Annotated in this window: 21 protein-coding genes, 1 pseudogene and 1 riboswitch; of the genes and pseudogenes, 8 read left to right on the top strand and 14 right to left on the bottom strand. The window is 66.8% G+C overall.

The window, feature by feature from the left end:
- The coding region (locus tag QO207_RS23405; RefSeq protein ID WP_301534671.1) for a hypothetical protein at nt 1-318 on the top strand (318 nt) is incomplete at its 5' end.
- On the opposite strand, the pseudogene QO207_RS23410 reads toward QO207_RS23405, so the two are convergent.
- Nucleotides 237-815, bottom strand: a pseudogene (locus QO207_RS23410) (APC family permease); the annotation flags it as partial. The gene QO207_RS23405 and the pseudogene QO207_RS23410 overlap by 82 nt on opposite strands.
- 161 nt (nt 816-976) lie before the next feature.
- Nucleotides 977-1,795, bottom strand: a complete 819-nt coding sequence (locus QO207_RS23415) for a carbon-nitrogen hydrolase family protein (RefSeq protein WP_301534672.1) — start codon at nt 1,793-1,795, stop codon at nt 977-979.
- 150 nt (nt 1,796-1,945) lie between these two features.
- On the opposite strand from QO207_RS23415, the gene QO207_RS23420 reads away from it, so the two are divergent.
- The 3 genes from QO207_RS23420 (at nt 1,946) to QO207_RS23430 (ending at nt 6,705) form a co-directional block, all read left to right on the top strand.
- The gene (locus QO207_RS23420) at nt 1,946-2,725 is read left to right on the top strand and encodes a helix-turn-helix transcriptional regulator (RefSeq protein WP_301534673.1); all 780 of its coding nucleotides are present in this window, start codon (nt 1,946-1,948) and stop codon (nt 2,723-2,725) included.
- A gap of 661 nt (nt 2,726-3,386) precedes the next feature.
- Nucleotides 3,387-4,766: an L-serine ammonia-lyase gene (locus QO207_RS23425; protein ID WP_301534674.1), complete on the top strand. Its 1,380-nt coding sequence runs from the start codon at nt 3,387-3,389 to the stop codon at nt 4,764-4,766.
- Nucleotides 4,767-5,094: 328 nt separating this feature from the next.
- Entirely contained in the window at nt 5,095-6,705 is a 1,611-nt protein-coding gene (locus QO207_RS23430; protein ID WP_301534675.1) for an FMN-binding glutamate synthase family protein, read from the top strand.
- Between the two features lie 63 nt (nt 6,706-6,768).
- Here the strand turns inward: QO207_RS23430 and hemN are convergent, their stop codons facing one another.
- The gene (hemN, locus tag QO207_RS23435) at nt 6,769-8,181 is read right to left on the bottom strand and encodes an oxygen-independent coproporphyrinogen III oxidase (protein WP_301534748.1); all 1,413 of its coding nucleotides are present in this window, start codon (nt 8,179-8,181) and stop codon (nt 6,769-6,771) included.
- A gap of 196 nt (nt 8,182-8,377) precedes the next feature.
- On the opposite strand from hemN, the gene QO207_RS23440 reads away from it, so the two are divergent.
- Nucleotides 8,378-9,214: an AraC family transcriptional regulator gene (locus tag QO207_RS23440; RefSeq protein WP_301534676.1), complete on the top strand. Its 837-nt coding sequence runs from the start codon at nt 8,378-8,380 to the stop codon at nt 9,212-9,214.
- Nucleotides 9,215-9,266: 52 nt separating this feature from the next.
- Nucleotides 9,267-9,875, top strand: coding sequence for a LysE family translocator (locus QO207_RS23445; RefSeq protein WP_301534677.1), 609 nt, complete (start codon nt 9,267-9,269; stop codon nt 9,873-9,875).
- 3 nt (nt 9,876-9,878) lie between these two features.
- Here QO207_RS23445 and QO207_RS23450 read toward each other — a convergent pair whose 3' ends face one another.
- The gene (locus QO207_RS23450) at nt 9,879-10,787 is read right to left on the bottom strand and encodes a LysR substrate-binding domain-containing protein (RefSeq protein ID WP_301534678.1); all 909 of its coding nucleotides are present in this window, start codon (nt 10,785-10,787) and stop codon (nt 9,879-9,881) included.
- A gap of 138 nt (nt 10,788-10,925) precedes the next feature.
- Here QO207_RS23450 and QO207_RS23455 point away from each other — a divergent pair, with 138 nt between their 5' ends.
- Together QO207_RS23455 and QO207_RS23460 are read left to right on the top strand one after the other, a co-directional pair.
- Nucleotides 10,926-12,683, top strand: a complete 1,758-nt coding sequence (locus tag QO207_RS23455) for an amidohydrolase (protein ID WP_301534679.1) — start codon at nt 10,926-10,928, stop codon at nt 12,681-12,683.
- A 148-nt stretch (nt 12,684-12,831) separates the two neighbouring features.
- Nucleotides 12,832-13,575, top strand: coding sequence for a TorF family putative porin (locus tag QO207_RS23460; RefSeq protein WP_301534680.1), 744 nt, complete (start codon nt 12,832-12,834; stop codon nt 13,573-13,575).
- Nucleotides 13,576-13,620: 45 nt separating this feature from the next.
- Here the strand turns inward: QO207_RS23460 and QO207_RS23465 are convergent, their stop codons facing one another.
- The 10 genes from QO207_RS23465 to QO207_RS23510 form a co-directional block, all read right to left on the bottom strand.
- The gene (locus tag QO207_RS23465; protein ID WP_301534681.1) at nt 13,621-14,019 is read right to left on the bottom strand and encodes a thiol-disulfide oxidoreductase DCC family protein; all 399 of its coding nucleotides are present in this window, start codon (nt 14,017-14,019) and stop codon (nt 13,621-13,623) included.
- A gap of 70 nt (nt 14,020-14,089) precedes the next feature.
- Nucleotides 14,090-14,545 (bottom strand): DUF3237 domain-containing protein, encoded by a 456-nt coding sequence (locus QO207_RS23470; protein ID WP_301534682.1) that lies wholly within the window; start codon nt 14,543-14,545, stop codon nt 14,090-14,092.
- A gap of 64 nt (nt 14,546-14,609) precedes the next feature.
- On the bottom strand, nt 14,610-15,425 hold the full coding sequence (locus QO207_RS23475; protein WP_301534683.1) for a class I SAM-dependent methyltransferase: 816 nt from the start codon (nt 15,423-15,425) through the stop codon (nt 14,610-14,612).
- 1 nt (nt 15,426) lies between these two features.
- Complete coding sequence (locus tag QO207_RS23480; RefSeq protein ID WP_301534684.1) at nt 15,427-15,798, bottom strand: nuclear transport factor 2 family protein; 372 nt, start codon at nt 15,796-15,798, stop codon at nt 15,427-15,429.
- 91 nt (nt 15,799-15,889) lie between these two features.
- Nucleotides 15,890-16,714 (bottom strand): aldo/keto reductase, encoded by an 825-nt coding sequence (locus QO207_RS23485; protein ID WP_301534685.1) that lies wholly within the window; start codon nt 16,712-16,714, stop codon nt 15,890-15,892.
- A 102-nt stretch (nt 16,715-16,816) separates the two neighbouring features.
- A complete protein-coding gene (gene ddlA, locus QO207_RS23490; RefSeq protein WP_301534686.1) occupies nt 16,817-17,911 on the bottom strand; it encodes a D-alanine--D-alanine ligase in 1,095 nt (364 codons plus the stop codon).
- 91 nt (nt 17,912-18,002) lie between these two features.
- Nucleotides 18,003-18,890, bottom strand: a complete 888-nt coding sequence (locus QO207_RS23495; RefSeq protein ID WP_301534687.1) for an ABC transporter substrate-binding protein — start codon at nt 18,888-18,890, stop codon at nt 18,003-18,005.
- A 110-nt stretch (nt 18,891-19,000) separates the two neighbouring features.
- Nucleotides 19,001-19,702 carry a ferredoxin gene (locus QO207_RS23500; protein ID WP_301534688.1) on the bottom strand — a complete coding sequence of 234 codons (702 nt, stop codon included), beginning with the start codon at nt 19,700-19,702 and terminating at the stop codon, nt 19,001-19,003.
- Nucleotides 19,702-21,579 (bottom strand): TonB-dependent siderophore receptor, encoded by a 1,878-nt coding sequence (locus tag QO207_RS23505; protein WP_301534689.1) that lies wholly within the window; start codon nt 21,577-21,579, stop codon nt 19,702-19,704. The genes QO207_RS23500 and QO207_RS23505 overlap by 1 nt, the downstream gene beginning before the upstream one ends.
- Before the next feature lie 171 nt (nt 21,580-21,750).
- Nucleotides 21,751-21,958, bottom strand: a riboswitch (cobalamin riboswitch).
- Between the two features lie 73 nt (nt 21,959-22,031).
- Nucleotides 22,032-22,460, bottom strand: a complete 429-nt coding sequence (locus tag QO207_RS23510; RefSeq protein ID WP_301534690.1) for a VOC family protein — start codon at nt 22,458-22,460, stop codon at nt 22,032-22,034.
- Nucleotides 22,461-22,508 lie beyond the last annotated feature (48 nt).

Genomic DNA, 22,508 nt, shown 5'->3' on the forward strand with positions numbered 1-22,508 from the left:
ATCAACCTGCCGTTCGTGCGCCTGCTGCGCGACCTGGTGCGCCACGACATCTACGCCAACGAAGGCAGCAAGGTCGCCGTGCTGGCCGACGACAAGGACCCGCGCCGGCAGGACTACCTCGACCGCTTCGTCGACAAGGAGAGCCAGACCTACCTGCTGCGCTTCTGGCAGAAGTACAAGGGCAAGGACAACGACGCGCGCCTGAGCACCTTCCTCGACGGCCTGCGCGCCTGGCCCATGATCAGCGGCAACTGGGTGCCTTCCTTGAGGAAGGGTTCCAGGGTCCACAGCGGACGGCCGCCATCACCCAGGATGTAGTGGATGGCCAGGCCGACGAAGGCGATCAGCACGAGGAACTGCACCAGCATCAGCACGCCGTTGATGTTCTTCGCCAGGCGCAGGCCGACCACGTTGATCGCGGTGGTCACGCCGATGAACGCCAGCACCCACAGGGCCTGGGGCACGGCGGGGAACGCCGAGTGCAGGTAGGCCGCACCGATCAGCCAGATCGCCATGGGCAGGAACAGGTAATCCAGCAGCACCGCCCAGCCGGCGAGGAAGCCCAGCTTGGGGCTGATCGACTTGCGTACGTAGGTATAGGCGGAACCGGCAACCGGGAAGGCGGCGGCCATGCGCCCGTAGCTGAGCGCGGTGAACAGCATGGCCACGGAGGCGACGAGGTAGGCCGAGGGGACTACGCCGCGGGTGACGTCGGCGAGGATGCCGAAGGTGCCGAGGACGATGATCGGGGTCATGTAGGCGATGCCGAACAGCACCACCGAACCCAGCGACAGGGTTCGTTTCAGTCGAGCCATTACTGCTTACTCCGCGTTGTGTTTGTTATGGCAGTGCAAAGTGGCGGCCTGCGCTCACCCGCAGGCCTCGCGGGCGCTCGGGGCGCCCGTCGAATATGGAATAACGCTATGGCGGCGCGGCCCTGCGCCCCGGCCCGGTTGCAGTGGGCCGGATGGATAACTCAGGCAGGAATGATCAGCTCGCGCAGGCCGCTGTCGTGCTCGCGCATCTCGCCGGGCAGCACGAAGCGGCGCTCGGCCAGGTAGCTGTAGTCGCGGCGCGACTGCGCCAGGCGTTCGAAGTCCAGCTCGACGATCTGCCGGCACTCTTCGCGGCCGGCCTCGACGATCAGCTGGCCGTAGGGATCGACCACGGCGCTGCCGCCGGCGAACACCAGGTCGTCATCGCCGGCGCCGACACGGTTGACCATCACCGCGTAGGCCTGGTTTTCCATGGCGCGGCCCATGATCGCGGTGCGGTGGGTCGGACCGTAGGGGTCCATGTTGCCGTTGGTGACGATGATCAGCTCGGCGCCGAGCTGGCCCAGGGCGCGGGCGGACTCGGGGAACTCGATGTCGAAGCAGATCACGATGCCGACGCGGATGCCGTTCCACAGGCAGGTGGCGTAGCGATCGCCGGGGGTGAAGATGCCGCGGTCCGACGCCCATAGGTGCGTCTTGCGGTACTTCATGGCGATGCCTTCGGGGGTGATCAGCAGCGTGGTGTTGTAGAAGCGGCCGTCCGCGGCTTCGGCGAAGCCCACGGCCACAGAGATGTTCTTCTCCCGCGCGGCGGCCTGCACGGCCTGCACGCTGGGGCCATCCACCGGCTCGGCGATGGCGGCGATGTTCTGCTCGGTGGGGAAGCCGGTCAGCTGGGTCTCGGGGAACACCACCAGTTGGGTGTCGTCGGCGCAGGCGTGGATGGCCTCCAGGGTGCGGGCCAGGTTCCAGGCCACGTCGCCATCACGGCCGGCGAGTTGGACGAGTTCTACTTTCATGGGGCTTCCTCGGATTCTTGTATTCCAGTGACCGCGCAGCGCAAAAGGGTCAAAATGCGCACCGCGCCGACTCAAGGCATCCACCGAGTATGCCGGGCGTGCCATCACCGGGTAATTACGCCCGCGTGGTAACCCATCGGGGGTAGAGTCATGAGCCTTTCGCTTCAGGATATCGCCTGGCACCGCTCGGTCGGGCAACTGATCGAGGCGCTGGACAAGCCGAATTTCTGGACTTCGCTGGTGCGCCTGCTGGGCCAGTATGTGCCGTTCGACAGCTGGGTCGTGCTGCTCTTCAGCAATGGTAGGCCACAGGTGTTCGCCGAATGTCCCGGCGAGGATGGCGGCTCCGATCCGCTGTTCCAGGACTACCTCAAGGGCCTCTACCTGCTCGACCCCTTCTACATCGCCAGCCGCGAGGCGCCCGGCAGCGGGCTGTTCCGCCTGGGCGACGTGGCGCCGGAGATGTTCGAGCAGACCGATTACTACCAGCGCTACTTCAGCCTCAACGTGGTCGCCGACGAAGTGCAGATCAACGTGCAGCTCGACGGCGAGCGCACCCTGTGCTGCTCGGTGGGCAGCAAGGGCCGCTTCACCCCGGAACAGATCGCCCTGCTCGCCCTGGTGCAGCCCTGGGTCGCCGGGCTGATGCGCCAGCGCATGGCCTTCGAGCGCGAAGTGCAGGAAGCGCCGCCGCCACCGCGCTGGCAGAACCGCCTGGAGTCCACCGCGCAGCAGATGGAAACCCCGCTCACCGCCCGCGAACTGGAAGTCGGCCGGCTGATGCTCAGCGGCTGCTCCAGCAAGGAAATCGCCCGCAAGCTGGCGATCTCCGCCGAGACGGTGAAGGTCCACCGCAAGCACATGTATTCCAAGCTGGGGATCAAGTCGCAGTCGGAGCTGTTCTCGCTGTTTCTGCAGGCGCAGGGCTGAGAGCACTCCGCCCCGCTCATACGAGAACCGTAATGGTAGGAGCGAGCTTGCTCGCGAACAGAGTTTCCCGGCCGGTTTCGTCGTGAAGCGGTTCGCGAGCAAGCTCGCTCCTACAAAAAGCTCCTGGCCGCCGAACAGCCAATCCGTAGGGCGCAAGGCTAAGGCGCCACGCCGTTCCGCTCTTGCAGGAGCGGAGCTTCTCCGCGATCACCGCGATAGCGGTGCATTTTCCCACCATGGCCTGCCGGCCATTTCGCGGACAAGGTCCGCTCCTACAGACTAGTCCTGCGCCAGGGCTTGCCCTCACCCTGGCCCTCTCCCGCAGGGAGAGGGGACCGTTCGGTGCAGGATGAAAGCGCAGCGTCAGCCGGGAGGTTCGTAGGGCGGATAACCCGTTACGGGTTATGCGCCCTACGTGCATAGGTCGGGTTCATACCGTTCCGCTCTTGTAGGAGCGGAGCTTCTCCGCGATCACCGCAATAGCGGTGCATTCCCCCGTCATGGCCTACCGGCCATTTCGCGGACAAGGTCCGCTCCTACAGGGGGCTCGGAGTGAAGCGGTTCGCGAGCAAGCTCGCTCCTACGAAAAGCAGCTGGCCGCCGGGCAGGCGGTGAGCATCTGCGCCGAAGCGGGTCCATGCTTGAGACAGGAGGAATCCCCATGACCCTCAGCGTCTTCGACATGTTCAAGCCCGGCGTCGGGCCGTCCAGCTCCCACACCGTGGGGCCGATGCGCGCCACCCGTGAGTTCGTCGACCGTCTACGTGACGCCGACATGCTGCCACGCACCGCCGCCATGGAGGTGCACCTCTACGGCTCCCTCAGCGCCACCGGCAAGGGCCACGCCACCGACCGCGCCTGCTTGATCGGCCTGCTCGGCATCGATCCGGCCGAAGCTGACCCCGCCGCCCTCGCCCCGCAGGTGGACGACATCCTGCTGCGCCATCGCCTGCGCCTGGGCGGCGTGCAGGAAATCGACTTCGACCCGGCACACCAGTTGGTCTTCCACGACGACAGCCTGCCCGCCCACCCCAACGGCCTGCACCTGCGGGCGCTGGACGAACACGGCGAGCTGCTGGCCGAGCGCATCTGCTATTCGGTCGGCGGCGGCTTCGTGGTGGATGCGCAGGACTTCAACACCGACCGCGCCCTGCAGGGCACCCCGATGCCCTACCCCTTCCACAGCGCCGAGGAACTGCTGCGCCTGTGCCACGAGCAGGGTTTCAAACGCATCAGCGACCTGATGTGGGCCAACGAACGCGCGCTGCGCAGCGACGAGGAAATCAGCGCCGGTCTCGCGCACATCTGGGATGAAATGCAGGCCTGCGTGAACCGCGGCCTGGAGACAGAAGGCACGCTGCCCGGCGGCCTCAAGGTGCGCCGCCGCGCACCCATGCTGTTCCGCCGGCTCAATGAGGCCGACAGCGGCAACCTGATCGCCACCACCCTTGGCGCCCTGGACTGGGTCGACCTCTGGGCGCTGGCGGTAAACGAGGAAAACGCCGCTGGCGGCCGCGTGGTGACTGCGCCCACCAACGGCGCAGCCGGCATAGTCCCGGCGGTGCTGCACTACTACGCGCGCTACGACAGCAACGCCAACGCCGAAGGCATCGAGCGCTACCTGCTGACCGCTGCCGCCATCGGCATCCTGTGCAAGCTCAACGCCTCCATCTCCGGCGCCGAAGTCGGCTGCCAGGGTGAAGTCGGTTCGGCCTGCGCCATGGCCGCCGGCGGGCTGGCGGAAGTGCTGGGCGGCAGCCTGGAACAGGTGGAGAACGCCGCCGAGATCGGCCTGGAACACAACCTCGGCCTGACCTGCGACCCGGTGGCCGGGCTGGTCCAGGTGCCCTGCATCGAGCGCAATGCCATGGCCTCGCTCAAGGCCATCAACGCCGCCCAGCTCGCCCTGCGTGGCGATGGCCAGCACCTGGTCAGCCTCGACAAGGCTATCGACACCCTGCGCGACACCGGCCGCGACATGATGGACAAGTACAAGGAAACGGCGAAGGGCGGGCTGGCGGTGAATGTGATTGCCTGTTAGGTCGAGTGAATGCGGGTTCGCGAGCAAGCTCGCTCCTACAGGCCAGCTCCGGGACGCTCTTCGTAGGAGCGAGCTTGCTCGCGAACAACCGTGGAACGGAATCTCTTGCAACACCCGACACAAGCTTTCTCAACTCCAGAGAAAATCGTTAGCTAGCTTTCCTTTACTATCCCATCGGGCTACCGTCACAGCCCCCATAACCAGAAAAACACCCGAAAGCCCGCCACATTGACCTCTGCCCAGGCACGTTCGCGCGTTGCCTGCCATGCTCTCTGGCGGCCCTTCTGGCCAACCTGACCGTGATAAATGCCCGACGACTGGAGATTCCATGAACCTGTCGCTGCTCAGCCGCTACGCCTTTTTCGCCGCTTGTATCCTGTTCACCGTGCTCAGCCTGCCCTTCCTCGGGCATCCATGGGTCTGGCCCTTCACCCTGCTGACCCTCGCCCTGAGCGTCCTCGGGGTGTTCGACCTGCTGCAGCAACGCCACGCCGTGCGGCGCAACTACCCGATCCTGGGGAACATCCGCTACCTGGTGGAAGCCATCCGCCCGGAAATCCGCCAGTACCTGCTCGAAGGTGACCAGGAAGCCCTGCCCTTCTCCCGCGCCCAGCGCGCCCTGGTCTACTCGCGGGCAAAGAACGAGACCGCCGACAAGCCCTTCGGCACCCTGATCGACGTCTACCAGGCCGGTTTCGAATTCATCGCCCACTCCATCCGCCCCGCGCCGGTGGCCGATCCCTGCACCTTCCGCGTCAGCGTCGGCGGCCCGGAGTGCAAGCAGCCCTACTCCATCTCGGTGTTCAATATCTCGGCGATGAGCTTCGGCTCGCTCAGCGCCAACGCCATCCGCGCGCTGAACAAGGGCGCCAAGCTCGGCGGCTTCATCCATGACACCGGCGAAGGCAGCATCAGCCCCTACCACCGCGAATATGGCGGCGACCTGACCTGGGAACTGGGCAGCGGCTACTTCGGCTGCCGCAACGACGACGGCAGCTTCAGCCCCGAGCGCTTCGCCAAGCAGGCAGTCGACCCGCAGGTGAAGATGATCGAGATCAAGCTCAGCCAGGGCGCCAAGCCCGGCCATGGCGGCATCCTGCCCAAGGAGAAGCTCACCGCGGAAATCGCCGCCACCCGTGGCGTGTCCATGGGCCACGACTGCGTCTCGCCCTCCTCCCACAGCGCCTTCAGCACGCCCAAGGGCCTGCTCGACTTCATCGTCCAGCTGCGCGAGCTGTCCGGCGGCAAGCCGGTCGGCTTCAAGCTGTGCATCGGCCACCCGTGGGAGTTCATGGGCATCGCCAAGGCCATGCACGAGACCGGCATCCTCCCCGACTTCATCGTCGTCGACGGCAAGGAAGGCGGCACCGGGGCGGCGCCCCTGGAGTTCACCGACCACATGGGCCTGCCGATGCGTGAGGGCCTGCTGTTCGTCCACAACACCCTGGTCGGCATGAACCTGCGCGACAAGATCCGCATCGGCGCCAGCGGCAAGATCGTCAGCGCCTTCGACATCGCCAGCGTGCTGGCCATGGGCGCCGACTGGGCCAACTCGGCGCGCGGCTTCATGTTCGCCATTGGCTGCATCCAGTCGCAGTCCTGCCACACCAACAAGTGCCCGACCGGCGTCGCCACCCAGGACCCACTGCGCCAGCGCGCGCTGGTGGTGCCGGACAAGGCCGAGCGGGTGTTCCACTTCCACCGCAACACGCTCAAGGGCCTGGCCGAGATGATCGCCGCCGCCGGCATCCAGCACCCTTCGCAGCTGGAAGCCAAGCATCTGGTGCGCCGCGTCACCGCCACCGAGATCCGCCTGTTCTCGCACCTGCACTACTTCCTCAAGCCCGGCGAACTGCTCTCGGGCAATATCGAGGGTGAGTTCTACGAGCGCATCTGGCGCATGGCCCGCAGCGACAGCTTCGATGTCGCCGAAGGCTGATCGCCCGACGAAAAAAGGCGCCGGTCACCTAAGGTGGCCGGCGCCTTTTTTGCCTCTGCGCGATCAGATGGTGCGGGAGAAACGTTCCTGCTGCCCGCCGCCCAGGTAGGCGTCGAAGGCCATCGCCACGCTGCGCATCATCAGTTGCCCCTGGGGCAACAGCACCAGCGCGTCGTCATGCAGTTCGATCAGCCCATCGCCGACCTGTTCGCGCAACTGTTGCAGCGCATCACTGAAGTACTCGGCGAAGCGTATGCCGTGGCTCTGCTCCAGCGGCGCGTAGTCCACCCGGCCGTGGCACATCAGCGCGCTGATCACCTCGCGACGCAGGCAGTCATCGTCGGTCAGGCGGTAGCCCTTGTGCACCGGCAGCAGCCCCTCGTTGAGCCGTGCGTAATATTGCGACAGCTCCTTGACGTTCTGCCCGTAGGTGTCGCCGACCTTGCTGATGGACGACACGCCCAGGGCAATCAGGTCGCAGTCGGCATGGGTCGAGTAGCCCTGGAAGTTGCGCTGCAGGCTGCCGTTGGCGCGGGCTACGGTCAGCTCGTCGTCGGGCAGCGCGAAGTGGTCCATGCCGATGTAGACGTAGCCCGCCGCCGTCAGCCGGCGGATGGTCAGTTCCAGCAGTTCCAGCTTGCGCTCGGGCGGCGGCATGTCCTCGCGGCGGATCAGCCGCTGCGCGCGTACCCGCTCGGGCAAGTGGGCATAGCTGTAGGCGGCGATGCGGTCCGGGCGCAGGGCGATGATCTTCGCCAGCGTGGTGTCGAAGCTCGCCACGGTCTGCAGCGGCAAACCGTAGATCAGGTCCACCGACACCGACTTGAACTTCGCCTCGCGGGCGGCAGCGACCAGGTCGAACACCTGCTGCTCGCTCTGCACGCGGTTGACCGCCTCCTGCACCTGCTCGTCGAAGTCCTGCACGCCAAAGCTCAGGCGATTGAAGCCCTGGGCGCGCAGCTCGGCGATGCGCTCGCGGCTGATGGTGCGCGGGTCGACTTCGATGGAGAACTCGTGGGCGTCGCTTTCGTCGAGGTTGAAGTGCTCGCGCAGGCTGTCCATCAGGTCGCCCAGCTGTTCGCTGGTCAGGTAGGTCGGTGTGCCGCCGCCCAGGTGCAGCTGGGTGAGCTTGCGCGAACGGTCGAACAGTTCGGCCTGCATGGCAATTTCGCGCTTGAGGTAGTCCAGGTACTCCACGGCGCGGTGGGTCTTCTGGGTGATGATCTTGTTGCAGGCGCAGTAGTAGCAGAGGCTCTTGCAGAACGGGATATGGATGTACACCGAGAGCGGCTTGGCCGGGTGCTCAAGGTTGCTCTGGTTGCTGCTGCTCTGGTTGCTACGTTGGGCCGCCGCACGATAGTCGTCGGCGGCAAACGCGCCGTGGAACTGCGGGGCGGTGGGATAGGAGGTGTAGCGCGGGCCGGGACGGTCGTACTTTTCCACCAGCGCGCGGTTGAAACTCATCGATTCGGGCATGACACGGGGCTCCTGGGCGCTGGCAGTCTGGCGCTGCGAGTCGCCGGCGAACGATACACGGCCCACGCTACGCCTCTCCTGCCCAGGATCAAGAAGTCGCCAGGAACTCGGCCGATCGACGGCTGCACGAATCTTCCAGACAGCGGCCGCCCAGCGGTTATGCTGGCCGACCGGGCAAGCGGTGCGGAGGCGGCCCATGCACAAAGACAACTGGATCGACCTGCTGCAGGATGCCGACACCGGCATCCAGAGCCTGCGCGCCCATTTCAAGGGCCACGCCTACGATCCGCACTGGCACGACAGCTACCTGATCGGCTACACCGAGTCCGGCGTGCAGCAATTCCGCAGTCGCAACCAGCGCCACATCAGTACCACCGGCAAGGTGTTCTTCCTTGAGCCGGGCGACATCCACGACGGCGAGGCGCCCACCGAAGGCGGCTTCACCTACCGCACCCTGTACCTCGACGCGCCCTGGCTGGAACGCGAGATCGGCACACTGTTCGAAGAAGCGCCGGGCAACTGTCAGCTGAGCGTGCCCGAGCTGCTGATCGACGACCCACGTCTGACACGGCGCATCGACAATGCCTTCCAGGCGGTGCACGGCAACGACCTGAAGATCGTCCGCCAGACCGCCATGGACGAACTGCTCGACGGCATGACCAGCCACCTGCACTGGCGCCAGCGCGGCACCACGACGGCGCAACTGCCGCTGGTGGCGCAGCGCGCACGGGACTTCCTGCACGCCAACCTGACCGCCGACATCGGCCTCGACGACGTGGCCCGCGCCAGCGGCTGCGACCGCTTCCGCCTGACCCGCGCGTTCAAGCAGGCCTTCGGCCTGCCGCCCCACGCCTACCTGATCCAGCTGCGCCTGGCCCGTGCGCGCCAGTTGCTCGGCCGCGGCCTGGCGCCGGCAGACATCGCCGCCGACCTCGGCTTCGCCGACCAGAGCCACCTCGGTCGCTGGTTCCGCCGTGCCTATGGCGTCACCCCGGCCTATTACCGCAAGCGCTGCTCAAAGCTTCCAGACTGAGCCAGGCGCACTGGCGAAGATGAACTCCCACGGATTCACCGGAGTTCCCGCCATGCACCTTCCGCAGCTCGCCCAATGGCTGCCCTTCGTCCTCTTCGCCTTCGTCGCCTCGATCACCCCGGGGCCGACCAACCTGCTGATCTTCAGCAACAGCGCGCGCTTCGGCTGGGGCGCTGCGTTGCCGATCATGTTCGGCGGCTGCGCGGCTGCGGCTGCGCTGGTGCTGGCAGTGGGCAGCGGCCTGGGCGAAGTGCTTGCCAGCCTACCGCGCGTACAACAGGTGATGAGCGCCATCGGCGTGCTCTGGCTGAGCTGGCTGGCCTGGCAGATCTTCCGCAGCCCGCCGGCCAGCCTGGAGCGCGACAGCGCTGCCGCACGCCTGGGCGCGACCGGCGCCGCCGCGCTGCAACTGGTCAACCCGAAGACCTGGATGATGGCGCTGGCGGTGATCAGCGTGTATGCCGGCCACGGCGCTGACCGCCTGGACCGCGTGCAACTGCTGTCGCTGCTGTTCTTCCTGGTGTCGATACCCTGCACGGCGGTCTGGGCCGGCCTGGGCATCGGCAGCCAGCGCCTGCTCTCACCGACGCAGATGCAGCGGCTCAACCAACTGATGGCGGTCCTGCTGCTGGTGTCGGCCTGGGCCGGGGCGCTGCTCTAGTCCTCAGAGAATGCCGTCCCGCCGCAGGTAGTCGCGCAGGTGCTCGATGAAGGCGTGGATCTTGCGCGTCGCCCGGCGATTGCTCGGGTAGACCGCGAGAATCTGCGCGCCGAAGGTATCCGGCTCGAAGAAATAGTCATCCAGCACCGTCACCAGACGTCCGCTGCGCAGGTGCTCCAGCACGCTCCAGCGCGGGCACGGCAGCAGGCCATGGCCGGCGAGACAGGCGGTGAGCAGCACAGCCTGGTTGTCGCTGTTCAGGCGGCCATTGCGCGGGGTGGAGTAGCGCTCGCCTTCCACATCGAACCACCAGCGGTCGTCCAGCGCCGGATGGCGATAGACGAGGCAATCGTGGTCAATGATTTCGCTGGGATGCCGGGGCGTGCCGCGCCGGGCCAAGTAGGCAGGTGTGGCGCAGAGCGCCAGGCGACTCTCGGCCAGGGGCTGCGCGATCAGGCCCGGCAGGTCACTGTTGCCCATGCGCAGGGCGAGGTCGTAGCGGCCGTCAAGCAGGTCGACGTAGCTGTCGGAGAGGTCCACCTGCAGGCGCACGTCCGGGTGCAGGTCGAGGAACTCGGCGCAGGCCTGGTCGAGGAATACCGGGCCGACGATCAGCGGCCCGGTGATGCGCAGCACTCCGCGCAGGCTGTGCTGCAGCTGGGCGATTTCCTCGGTGGTCTCGCGCATCCGCGCCAGCACCTCGCGGGCGCCGTCGAGGTAGAGCTGGCCGGCTTCGGTCAGCGACATGCTGCGCGTGGTGCGCTCGAACAGCCGTGCGCCGACCTCGCTTTCCAGCTGGCCGACCGCCTTGGTCACTGCCGAGGGCGTCTTGCCCAGCTGTTCCGCAGCGCGGCTGAAGCTGCCGGTCTCGGCGCTGGCAACGAACATCGCCAGGCTGCTGAACCTGTCCATCATGGTCTGTCCCTCTGGCCGCCTATTCGTGCCAATTGCTCACAAGTGTTATGCCCGCTGGCAACTTCCGCCGCTGTCGCCGCGCCGTTAGCCTGCGCCGCAGACCAACAATAATCCATCGAAAAGCAGAGGGAAGTCATGCACGGCATGCTCAAGGGCGCGCTGGCGCTCGCCATCGCACTGGGTACTTTTGAAGCTCAGGCACAGAACGCGGACCTGATCCTGTACAACGCCAAGGTCTTCACCGCCGAGCCAGKCCAACCGCTGCAGCAGGCCGTCGCGGTCGCTGGCGGCAAGGTGCTGCAGGTGGGCTCCAACGAAGACATCCGCAAGCTCGCCGGCACCGGCAGCAAGCAGGTCGACCTGGGCGGCAAGGTGCTGATGCCCGGCTTCATCGACAGCCACTCGCACTCGATCTTCGGCGGCCTGGAGCTGATTTCCGCCAGCCTGCTGGACGAAGAGATGGACCTCGACGCCTTCGTCGCCCGCCTGAAGCAGGACCGCGACAGCGGCAAGGCGAAGAACGGCGATGTCGTCGTGATGAACGGCATGAACTCCAGCTACTGGTCCAAGGCCGACGGCCTGGCCGAGCGCCTGAACCATGGCGAATGGGAGCAGGTGCCGGTGATTCTGATCGGCAGCGACCACCATACCGCTTGGGCCAACGCCGCCATGCTCAAGCGCGCCAAGCTCGACGCCAAGCGGGTGCGCAGCCTCAGCGCGCTGGAGCAGGGCAACATCACCCACGACAAGAACTTCAACCCCACCGGTTTCCTGGTGGACTCGGGCTTCGACCTGGTCGCCGCGACCATGCCCGCCGCCAGCACCGAGACCATGGACCGCGCCGGCCGCGCGGCGGTGAAGTACAACAACAGCCTGGGCATCACCGCCTGGATGGACCCGGCCGCCAACGGCGCCCCGGGCGAGGCGGTGTTCAACATCAAGCCCACCGAGAAGACCGTCGGCGTACTGCCGGTGTACCGTGACCTGGCCCGCGACGGCGAACTCACCGCCCACGTCGCCGCGCTGCAGGTGGTCAACCCCAGGAGCACGCCGGCCGATCTCGAGGTCATCGAGAAGGTCCGCCAGCAGTTCCAGGGCATCCCCAACCTGACGCTGCCAGGCATCAAGGTGTTCGCCGATGGCGTGATCGAATTCCCGGCGCAGTCCGCCGCGCTGCTGGAGAACTACAAGAACAGCCACAAGCCGGGCGAACTGCTGATCGATCCGAAGCACTTTGGCGAACTGGTCAGCGCTGCCGACGCACGCGGCTGGCTGGTGCACATCCATGCCATCGGCGACCGCGCGGTGCGCGAATCGCTCAACGGCTTCGCCCAGGCGCGCAAGGACCGGCAGAGCGGCGTGACCCACTCGATCACCCACCTGCAACTGGTCAACCCCAAGGACTTCCCGCGCTTCAAGCAGTTGAACGTGATCGCCTCGATGCAGCTGGACTGGGCCACCGCGGAGGTCTACACGGTGGAACTGGTGAAGCCGTACATCGCCGACGAGGCCTATCGCTACATGTACCCAGCCAAGTCGCTGCTGGACAACGGCGCCACCATCGCCGGCGCCAGCGACTGGCCGGTGTCCACCCCCGATCCGCTGAAGGCCATCTACCAGGCCGTCACCCGCCAGGGCGAGGAAGGCGTGCTCAACCCCGCCGAGCGCGTGGATCGCCAGACCATGTTCTACGCCTACACCCGCAACGCCGCGCAGACCATCGGCCTGGGCGACAAGATCGGCAGCCTGGCTCCCGGCAAGCAGGCCGACATGGTGGTGCTCGACCGCGACGTGTTCACCGTGCCCGACCAGCAACTGGACGAAGCCCGCGTGCTCCACACCCTGTTCGAAGGCCGCGAGATCTACCGCGCCGAAGACCAACCGGCTCTCTGAGCCGGGCTCCTGCGCCGGGGCGTGAACACCCCCGGCGCCCTGCCCGCCAGCGCAACCCTTGCCGCCACTTCCCGAGTCGACCGGGAGGGTTGGCGCTGCGCGGGATTTTTCATCTGCCCACAGACAATCACAACAAAGGGAACCCCGTATGAATCGCCCGCAATGGCTTGTCGGCGCGCTGCTCGCCTGCACCCCGCTGACCTCCGCCCTGGCCGTGGAGCTCGGCGAGGGCTTCGCCCTGCAGATCGATACCGCCCTGGTCAGCGACTACCGCACCCGCGGCATCTCGCAGACGCAGAACGACCCCGCCGCCCAGCTCGGCCTGACCCTGCAGCACGCCTCCGGCGCCTACCTGGGGGTGTGGACGTCCAACGTCGACTTCGGCGGCGGCCTGAAGACCCGCCAGGAAACCGACTACTACGCAGGCTGGTACTGGCAGGCCAACGACGACATCGCCCTGGACCTGGGCTACATCAAGTACGCCTACCCGAAAGAGGCGCAGTTCAACCAGAGCGACACCTACGCCATCCTGCATGCCTACGGCTTCGAAGTCGGCGCCTACTACGGCAACGACTACCCGACCTACTTCGGCGAGGACCAGGCCAACCTCTACACCTACCTGGCCTACAACGCCGAGCTGCCGGAAGAGTTCAAGCTGCGCGTGCGCTTGGGCCGCAACGACGCCAAGGACCCGCTCTACCTCTCCGGCAGCGGCGATACCCGCGACACCTACCACGAGTGGGAAGCCAAGCTCAGCCATGAGCTGCTGGGCTTCGACTGGGCGGTGAGCTACATCGACACCGACCTGTCGCAGAACGAATGCCGCACGCAGTTTGGCTTCGGCGATGTGTGCACGGCTACCGTGGTGGCCAGCGTCTCGCGGCAATTCTGAGGAGGAACAGCGGGGGCGAAGCGGACGCCCCCGCTGTTCGGCGAATCAGGGATAGATCGCCGGACGGCGCGCCTCGCGGCCGAACCACTGGTAACGATTGGACATCAGGCTCTCGTAGCACCAGTCGCGCAGCGGCCGCGGTACCAGCCACAGTGTCCGCAGCCAGCTCCATGGTGCCGGCAGCTCGCCAAGCAGGCGCAGCACGGCATCGGCGCCTTCCACGCCCAGGCGGTCATCGACATACAGCAGCGCATCGGTGTGCCGGGACGGCAGGCCGAACCAGTCGAGGATTGCCTGGCCCTCGGCGGACTGCACACTGAATACTTTCAGCTGCCGGGCGCGGTCCTGCCTGAGCAGGAAACGCATTCCGGCATTGCAGAGTCGGCAGTGGCCATCGATCAGAACGATCTTGTCGCTGGGACGGACATTGGCTGGCAGTGGCATCGAAATATCTCCGGATACCCGTTAGACCCAGCATGTTCGTCGCGTATGACAGATCCGGGTATGCGATATTTCAACCATTCACCAGGGAATAAATCCGATACTCGACCCAGCCGGGTCCTAGGCGTCCTTCGCCCACTGCCAACTGGTGGTTGAGCCAGCGATAGCGCTCGTCGCCCACCTCGAAGCGCGGCTGGATCATGAAGTAGGTATCGCCAAATTCGGTGCTGTCACCCCGCGAAACCGCATGGATGATCTTCGGATTGGCCACCAGCAGGCCGTTGTGCTGCATCAGGATGCGCGCGCCGTCGTCGGTGCGTAGCACCAGACGCACCTCCAGGTGCCAGCCGCCATCGCTGTCCACCAGGATCCAGTCGCCGCCGCCGGGCAACACCTCGCCGCTCAGCCGCCGGCCCTTGAAGGTGCCGCCGCCGGCCGCCGAGATCAGCCGCTGGCCTTGCGGCACACGGCCGATCTCCAGCGGCACGCTGGCCTTCACGTTCATTTCCATCAGCGGCTCAAGCTTCATCGTCGGCTCCTGCGCAGCCCCCTCACGAATGCCTCAGTAAAGCAGCCGCACCAGCGCGCAGCCATCAGGCGCCGAAGCGATAGCGCAGCAACCTGCCCATGCGGCGCATCGCCGGGATGGCCAGGGTGATGTCGTAGAGCAGGCGCATGCCCAGCGACAGACGGGCGATCTGGTCGCGGTCGTAGGCTTCGATGGCGTCGCAGAAGCGCAGGCCCGGCACCTGCTGTTCCAGCTCCCAGGGCTCATCGATGCCCCAGTGCAGCACGGCGCCGGTGCGGCGGATCATCGGGTTCCATTGCAGCAGGCGAATGCCAAGGCGGCTGTAGCCGTCGAACACCAGCTCGCCAGCGCCGAAGTGAGCGGTCAGCGCCCGCAGCAGCCAGAACACGGCGTCGGTCTCGACATAGGGCAACACGCCCTCGGCCACCAGCAGCACCGGCCGTCCGGTCGGCACCGCGCGCCACCAATCCGGCTCGGTCAGCGAAGTGGCCAGCAGGTGGCAATTCTCCCGTGGCGGATAGAGCTTTTCGCGCAGGGCAATCACCTGGGGGAAATCCACCTCGAACCACTGCACGCTGGCGGGCGGGTCGACGCGGAATACCCGGCTGTCCAGCCCGCAGCCCAGTTGCAGCACCACGCAGGAGGGATGGCGGGCGAGGAAGTCGCGCACCCAGTCGTCGAACAGCTTCGCCCGCAGCGCGATGCCCACCTGCTCGGCGGGGCCGATGCGCAGGCGGGCGAAGTCGTAGTCGATCTGTTGCAGCGCCTGCAGCGAGTAGCGGTCGCGCAACAGGCTGTCAAGCAGCTCGCTCTCGCGGGCCTTGGCGCAGAGGGTGATCAGCAGCGTTTCGGGCGTGCCGTGCAGCTCGACGCGCTCCACGTTAGGGATGCAGGTGGTAGAGCTTGTTGACGATCTGCCAGCCATTGCCCAGCTGCAGCAACGACAGGTAGTCGGTGAAATGCATGCCGAGGAACTCGTCCGTGAGCTTGGCCACCGCGCTGTCGCCGGTGATGTCCAGCGACTTGAGTTCCCACACCGGCGGCGCGCCGTCGGCCGCTGGCGACTCGGCCTTGATGGCGGCGATGAACTCATCCAGCGACGCCCACTCCAGCGCGCCGTGGTAGTTGCCGATGATCTTGCAGGACGGGTGGAAGGCCTGGCGCAACCTGGCCTCGTCGCCGAAGGTCATGCCTTCGACGTAGTCCGTCAGTACGCGGTTGATGGCGGCGCTGTCCGCCGTGTAGTTGCCCATCGCTGCTGCTCTCCCCGGTCGGTGACCCATGGGGCAAGGCTAGCACCACGTCCCGGCCGTGCCCTGACGAGCGACGGCCGGGGCGCGGGGATCAGACCACCGCCAGGTGGCGCTTGCGGGTCGGCGGCGGGAAAGCGGCGTCGAGGGCTTCGAGGTCCTCGGGGGTCAGGCGCAGTTGCAGCGCGGCGGCGTTGTCGCGCACGTGCAGCGGTTCCACCGCCTTGGGAATGGCAATCACCCCCGGCTCGTGGATCAGCCAGGCCAGCGCCACGCGGGCCGGGGTGGCGTCGTGGCGGCCGGCGATTTCGCCCAGCACCCGGTGGCGCAGCAGCTTGCCGCCCTGCCCCACCGGGCAGTAGGCCATCAACGGCATGCGCTCCTCCTGGCACCAGGGCAGCAGGTCCCACTCGATGCCGCGCTCCTCCAGGCTGTACTGCACCTGGTTGGTGGCGCAGGCCGGCTCGTTCAGCTCCTGCATGTCGTCCAGATCGAAGTTGGACACGCCCCAGCGCTTGATCTTGCCCGCCTCGCGCAGACGCTCGAAGGCCTCGACGGTCTCCTCCAGCGGGTACTGGCCGCGCCAGTGCAGCAGGTAGAGGTCCAGGCAATCGGTGCCCAGGCGCCGCAGGCTGCGCTCGCAGGCTTCGACAAGACCGCGCCGGCTGGCGTTGTGCGGGTAGGCCTTGCTGACCAGGAAGACCTGGTCACGCAAGCCGACCAGCGCCTCGCCGACCACCTCTTCCGAGCCGCCCTCGGCGTACATCTCGGCGGTGTCGATCAGGGTCAGGCCGCGCTCGATGCCTTCGCGCAGGGCAGCGATCTCGCGCTTGCGCTGGAGACTGTCCTCGCCCATGCGCCAGGTGCCCTGGCCGATGGCGGGAACGGCAGTGCCGTCGGCAAATACTACGGTGTTCATCTCGTGCTCCTTCTTGCGCTGGTAATGGGGACACGGGGCCAGCCGCCCGAAACCGGGCGACGGGCACACAGGGTAGCGCAGAAGCAGGAGCCGGGCTGTGGATCAGCGGTTGGTCTGCAGATTGCGGCGGGCGGCGTGGCGCTCGATGGCCAGGTCGATCAGGCGGCTGACCAGCTCGCTGTAGGTCATCCCGGCGGCCTGCCAGAGCTTGGGGTACATGCTGATGCGGGTGAAGCCGGGCAGCGAGTTCAGCTCGTTGATCAGCACCTCGCCCGTCTCGGTGAGGAACACGTCGACTCGCGCCAGACCGGAGCACTCCAGGGCGAGGAAGGCGTCCACGGCAAGCTGGCGGATACGCTCGCTGGCCTCGGCGGGAATGTCGGCCGGCACCACGACCTTGGCCGCGTCCTCGTCGATGTACTTGCTGTCGTAGGAGTAGAAGCCGCTGCCGACCACGATCTCGCCGCAGCCGCTGGCGATCGGTTGTTCGTTGCCCAGCACCGCGCACTCGATCTCGCGGCCCTTGACGGCGGACTCCACCAGCACCTTGTCGTCGAAGGCCAGCGCCAGACGCACAGCTTCGTTGTAGGCGGCCTCATCCTCAACTTTGCTCACGCCCACCGAAGAGCCCATGTTCGCCGGCTTGATGAACAGCGGCAGGCCGAGCTTGCGCTGCGCCTCGGCGAACGGTGTGCGCGCGGCGTTGGTGCGAGTCAGGCTGACGAAGGGCGTGATAGCGATGCCGGCGTCGCGCAGCAGGCGCTTGCTCACGTCCTTGTCCATGCAGATCGCCGAGCCGAGCACGTCGGAGCCGACGAAGGGAATGTCGGCCATGCGCAGCAGGCCCTGCAGGCAGCCGTCCTCGCCCTGGGTGCCATGGACGATGGGGAAGATCACATCGACGTGATCGAGCAGCTGGCGGCTGCCGGTTTCGACCAGCTGCTGCTCGGCCTTGCCCGGCACCACGGCCAGCTCGCGGTTGGAGCGGTTGAGGGCGATCAACGCCGGGTTTTCCTGGTTGAGCAGGTAGTCGGAGGCATCGTTGAGGTGCCAGCGGCCCTCCTTGTCGATGCCGATCAGCACCGGCTCGAAGCGCTCGCGGTCCAGGGCATCGACGATGTTCTTCGCCGATTGCAGGGACACCTCGTGTTCCGCCGAACGCCCACCGAAAATCACCCCAACGCGCAACTTGCCCATGACAGCCTCCGAATGGTCGATGGGCGCTTTCTAACACGGGCTCCGGCGCTTGGGTAGGAACAGTGGCAGGCGAACAGACGAGCCGCGTCGCTCAGAACCGGCCCAGCTCCTGCGCCAGCTCGCGGGCGGCCTGGCCGCTATGCACACCTGGGAACAGGTGGGTGAACGGCAAGGCCACGAAGCGCCCTTCGCGCACGGCACGCAGGCGCGAAAGAACCGGGTCGGCGCGCAGCGTGCGGATCTTCCGTTCAGCCGTGGACCACAGGGCATCGGCCAGCAGGATCACATCCGGGTCGCGCACCAGCAGTTGCTCGGTGTTGGCGGTGAAGCCGCGCAGCTCGACGTCCTCGAACAGGTTGCGCGCGCCGGCGGCGTGCAGCAGCTGGGTGACCGTGCCCAGGCGGCCCTGGCTGACCAGCTCAGGGTCGGCGCTGTCGAGGTAGAACACCGCCAGCGACGGTTTTCCCGCGCTCAACTGGCGCGCCCGCTCCAGTTCGGCGCGCTGCTGGCGGATCAGCTCCTGCGCCCGTGCCTGCTCGCCGAGCAATTCACCGAGCACCTGCAGGTCGATCTCGACGCCCGCGAACAGATCGGCCTGGCGCGCCGTGCAGCCGGCATCCAGCAGATAGCTGGCAACGCCGCGCCCGGCCAGCTCGCCACGGCTCAGGTTGCCCAGGCCGAAGGCCGAGGCGAACCCCGCCACCACCAGGTCCGGCTGCTGCGCGTAGACCGCTTCCGCCGACGGGTACTGGCGCGACAGCAGCGGCACGCCGCGATAGCTTCCCTGGCTGATGTCGAGATCGTCATCGATATAGGCCACGCCGATCAGCCGCTCTCCGGCGCCCAGCGCCAGCAGCAGGTCGGCGGCGTGCTGGTTGAGGGCGAGGATACGCTGTGGCGGGTGGTCGAGCTGCCAGGACTGGGCGCAGTTGCGGTAGTCCTGGGCAAATGCCGTCGTCACGTTCAGCAGCAATGCCATCCCGAGCACAGACGCCAATCTGTAGGAGCGAGCTTGCTCGCGAACCCGCCCGGAAACCCATGGCATCAAGCGGTTCGCAAGCAAGCTCGCTCCTACGAAGAGCGTGCGCGTCATGGCTCGTCCACCCGCAGTTCTGCCACTGGCACGCCGTCGCGCAGATGCTCCGTCACCACCCGACAAACCTGCTCGTCACTGCGCAGGCCATACCAGACACGTTCCGGATAGACCGTCAGCAGCGGCCCGCGATTGCACGGGAACTGGCAGCCGGTGCGGGTCAGCAGAGCGCCTTCGGCATTCTCGTAGAGATCGAGCCGAATCAGCTCGCGGCGCAGGGTTTTCCACAACGGCAATGCGCCGCGCCGCACGCAGCGCGGCCCGGTGCAGAGGAACAGGTGATGCCGATGCGGCGGCGGTGCGGACCAGTCCGGTTGCGTCGGCACTGCGCCGACGCCCTGGCAATCCAGCTGTTGCGCAGGATCGTCAATCGCCGTCAGCACCGCCGCGGCCTCCAGCCCGCGCCGGCCGAGCGCCGAGGCGGTGACCTTCGGCGGCGGCGCCTGCGGGTGCTCCTCGAACAAGGCGGCCAGCTCGGCGCGCAACCAGTCGAGATAGGCGCCGTCTGCTGCTGGTTCGAGGTCTACCAGCAGCACTTCCCGCCCCTCGGCCAACAGCTCGCGCAGCCGCACCCACAGCGCGTCGAAACCTTCGCTAGTGTCGATGCTTTCGACACCAGCAGCGCGCGCCGACACCTCACGGTGCAGGCGCTCGCCTTGGGCGCCGGCCAACGGGCCGACCAGCAGGATGGCGCGCATCAGAAGCTGAAGGTGTAGCGCAGCTCGGCGGTGCGCGGCCGGCCGAGGTTGTCCACCTGGCGGATGCCATTGCTGGTGCGGCCGGTGGCGTAGTCGCGGTCCAGCAGGTTCTCCAGCAGCAGGCTCAGGCGGTGCGCGTGGGCGGCGTCGAGGTAGCGGTAGGCATCGCCGTCGAGCACCGTGTAATGGCCGTAGTCGTCGTCCTGGGCGCTGACGATGGAGCCGATGTAGCGCGTAGCGACGCCGGCGCCCCAGAGGCTGTCGTCATAGCCCAGGCGCACGCGGGCGAAGAAGTGCGGGATGTTGTTTACCGTCACGCCCTCTCGGCTGTCCACCAGGTTGCGCGTGGCGTCGGCCGAAACCTGCCAGTGCCGGCCGAACTGCCACTGGCCGTTGGCCTCGACGCCGCGCACCTCGATCTCGCCCTTGCCGTTCACCCACTGGTCGCCGGCCAGGGTGATGAGGTCGGTGATCTCGCGGCGGAACAGGGTGACGCTGCCGCTCCAGGGCTGCTCGAATAACTCGCCGGTGTAGTCCAGGCCCAGCTCGGCGTTGCGGCTGCGCTCGGGCTTGAGGTCGCGGTTGCCGACTTCGTCGCCCGGCTCGTTGACGAACAGCTGCTCGGCGGTGGGCAGCTTGAAGGCGGTGCCGAACTGGCCGCGCAGCTTGAGCTGCTCGGTGAGGTCATAGAGCGAGGTGAGCATCCACACGGTGGCGCCCTCGCCGCCGGAGATTTCCTCGCGGCGCACGCCCAGGCTCGGGTGCCAGTCGGGCAGCGACTCGATGTTCGGCCGCAGCTGGGCATAGAGTGCGTGGGATTCGGCCTTGTCATTGTCGATGATCAGCACATCGTCCTGGCCCTTGTACCACTGGTTGTCGTTGCCGAAGACCAGCTCGTGGCCGCCCGCCAAGCTGGCTTTGCCTTCGAGCTGCGCGCCCCAGTCGGTGAAGCCCCAGTAGTCGTTGTGGTTGAGCACCTGGGTGCCACCGCCCTGCAGGTTGTAGACGCGGTCGTAGCGGGTGTCCCAGTCGTTGATATGGGTCTTGGCGAACCAGCTGAAGTCGTCGCTGACGCTCTGCTGGAAGGTCGCCGTGGCGATCTGCTGCACGCGGTTGTTGCTGGTGTGGTGGTTGGAGGTCGGCCGGGCGAAGTCCAGCTCGGCGTCGGCGTACTGGTAGAACAACTCCAGCCGCGAGGCGTCGCCGATGGCCTGGATGGCCTTGGCACCGAACACGTTGACGTCGTAGGAGCGGCGCTTGTCGCTCACCGTGTCGGTCATGTCGCGGTCGCGGTACGGCTGGTAGCCGTCGGAGCGGTTGTGGCTGACATAGGCCATCAGGCCGAGGTCGCCCAAGCCGTTCTGCACGATCTTCTCGGCGCGGGCATCGCCGCTGCGGCCCTTGAAAGTGTCCAGGCCGAGGTTCACCTCGCCCGATGCTTCGCGGCTGCGTGCGCTGCGGGTGACGATGTTGATCACCCCGGACACCGCCTGGGTGCCGAACAGCAGGCCCTGGCCGCCCTTGAGCACCTCGATGCGCTCCACCGCGGTGGTCGGCAGGGTGTCGATGTAGATGCCGCCATACAGGCGGTTGTTCAGGCGCACGCCGTCCAGCAGGATCAGCGTGTCGTCGTTGCGCCCGCCGAGCAGCGAGTAGGTTCCGTAATCGAACGGGCCGTTCTTCGGCGCGACGAACAGGCCGGGCACGTACATCTGCAGCACGCGGGTGATGTCGGCGCTAGGGCCGGCGCGTTCGATCTGCTCGCGGTCGATGACCTCCAGCTTGCTGCCGTAGCGGGCCGTGTCGGCCACGGTGGTGGATTCCACCGAAGGCGCGCTGACGACTTCGTCGGCCAGGTTCAGTGGAGCCGCCGACAAGTGCGAGCCAAGGACACAGAGAGGAAGAACGGGGCTCCAGCGCAGGACGCGCCGGTTCAGGTACAGAGGAAGTTGCAAGGTGATCGCCTCGAAATCGGGATTTCGCAGGCGGCGCAGCGACACCCGGAACGAGCGCGCCCCGGGAACCGGCTCACGCCCGCCCACCGCGGGTTTGCCAAACAGGTTCCAGGCCGGTCTCCGGGCTTGCGAGGGTCATGAAACATCCGCCTTCCCATGCCTGCGCACAGTGGCCTAGTGGATGCTTCGCTCGCTTACCGTTGCGGGGGCAGCGCCGGACTGATCGCTCGAAGGCGACGCACCGGCTTCCCGTTTCACCCCACGCACGGCGGCGGGGGGCACCTGAAACGGGGCGCATCTGAACATTCGACGGCGGAAAGCGTCAAGCGCGGGGGTTGGGCAGGATGTTGCGGGCGGGCTGCGAGTTCGCAGGATCAGTGCCAGGGATCGTAGGTACCGAAACTCCAGATGTGCCCCTCCGGATCGCGGCAGGTGAAGCCCTGGCCGCCGTAGTCTTCGTCCTTGATGTCGATGACGATCTGCGCGCCGGCATCGACCGCCGCGCGATACAGCGCCTCGGCATCCTTGACCACCACGTAGATGCTCTGGGTGCAGCCGCCGATCTCGTCGGGCTGGCGCATCAGCCGACCGTACTCGTTGTCGTGCAGCGAGCCGAGCATCACCAGCCCGCAGCCGTCGGCCAGCGCCAGCTGCGCGTGAGCGATGCCGCCGTGATCATCGGCGACCACCAGTTGCCGCTGAAAGCCGAAGGTGGCGCACAGCCAGTCGATGGCCTGGGGCGCATCGCGATAACGCAGGCAGGGAATCACGCTGGGACGGGCGATGGGTGCGGGCGAGGACATGGCGGTCTCCGGGAAAACGGGCGCGATGGTCTGAGCATAGTCGCCCGC

Source organism: Pseudomonas sp. CAN1, from assembly GCF_030462585.1.
Lineage (GTDB): Bacteria > Pseudomonadota > Gammaproteobacteria > Pseudomonadales > Pseudomonadaceae > Pseudomonas.

What these genes read in the sequence shown, in the direction of transcription:
- QO207_RS23415 (WP_301534672.1), bottom strand. Translation starts at nt 1,795, where the DNA reads ATGAAAGTAGAACTCGTCCAACTCGCCGGCCGTGATGGCGACGTGGCC.
- QO207_RS23420 (WP_301534673.1), top strand. Translation starts at nt 1,946, where the DNA reads ATGAGCCTTTCGCTTCAGGATATCGCCTGGCACCGCTCGGTCGGGCAA.
- QO207_RS23425 (WP_301534674.1), top strand. Translation starts at nt 3,387, where the DNA reads ATGACCCTCAGCGTCTTCGACATGTTCAAGCCCGGCGTCGGGCCGTCC.
- QO207_RS23430 (WP_301534675.1), top strand. Translation starts at nt 5,095, where the DNA reads ATGAACCTGTCGCTGCTCAGCCGCTACGCCTTTTTCGCCGCTTGTATC.
- hemN (WP_301534748.1), bottom strand. Translation starts at nt 8,181, where the DNA reads ATGCCCGAATCGATGAGTTTCAACCGCGCGCTGGTGGAAAAGTACGAC.
- QO207_RS23440 (WP_301534676.1), top strand. Translation starts at nt 8,378, where the DNA reads ATGCACAAAGACAACTGGATCGACCTGCTGCAGGATGCCGACACCGGC.
- QO207_RS23445 (WP_301534677.1), top strand. Translation starts at nt 9,267, where the DNA reads ATGCACCTTCCGCAGCTCGCCCAATGGCTGCCCTTCGTCCTCTTCGCC.
- QO207_RS23450 (WP_301534678.1), bottom strand. Translation starts at nt 10,787, where the DNA reads ATGGACAGGTTCAGCAGCCTGGCGATGTTCGTTGCCAGCGCCGAGACC.
- QO207_RS23460 (WP_301534680.1), top strand. Translation starts at nt 12,832, where the DNA reads ATGAATCGCCCGCAATGGCTTGTCGGCGCGCTGCTCGCCTGCACCCCG.
- QO207_RS23465 (WP_301534681.1), bottom strand. Translation starts at nt 14,019, where the DNA reads ATGCCACTGCCAGCCAATGTCCGTCCCAGCGACAAGATCGTTCTGATC.
- QO207_RS23470 (WP_301534682.1), bottom strand. Translation starts at nt 14,545, where the DNA reads ATGAAGCTTGAGCCGCTGATGGAAATGAACGTGAAGGCCAGCGTGCCG.
- QO207_RS23480 (WP_301534684.1), bottom strand. Translation starts at nt 15,798, where the DNA reads ATGGGCAACTACACGGCGGACAGCGCCGCCATCAACCGCGTACTGACG.
- QO207_RS23485 (WP_301534685.1), bottom strand. Translation starts at nt 16,714, where the DNA reads ATGAACACCGTAGTATTTGCCGACGGCACTGCCGTTCCCGCCATCGGC.
- ddlA (WP_301534686.1), bottom strand. Translation starts at nt 17,911, where the DNA reads ATGGGCAAGTTGCGCGTTGGGGTGATTTTCGGTGGGCGTTCGGCGGAA.
- QO207_RS23495 (WP_301534687.1), bottom strand. Translation starts at nt 18,890, where the DNA reads ATGGCATTGCTGCTGAACGTGACGACGGCATTTGCCCAGGACTACCGC.
- QO207_RS23500 (WP_301534688.1), bottom strand. Translation starts at nt 19,702, where the DNA reads ATGCGCGCCATCCTGCTGGTCGGCCCGTTGGCCGGCGCCCAAGGCGAG.
- QO207_RS23510 (WP_301534690.1), bottom strand. Translation starts at nt 22,460, where the DNA reads ATGTCCTCGCCCGCACCCATCGCCCGTCCCAGCGTGATTCCCTGCCTG.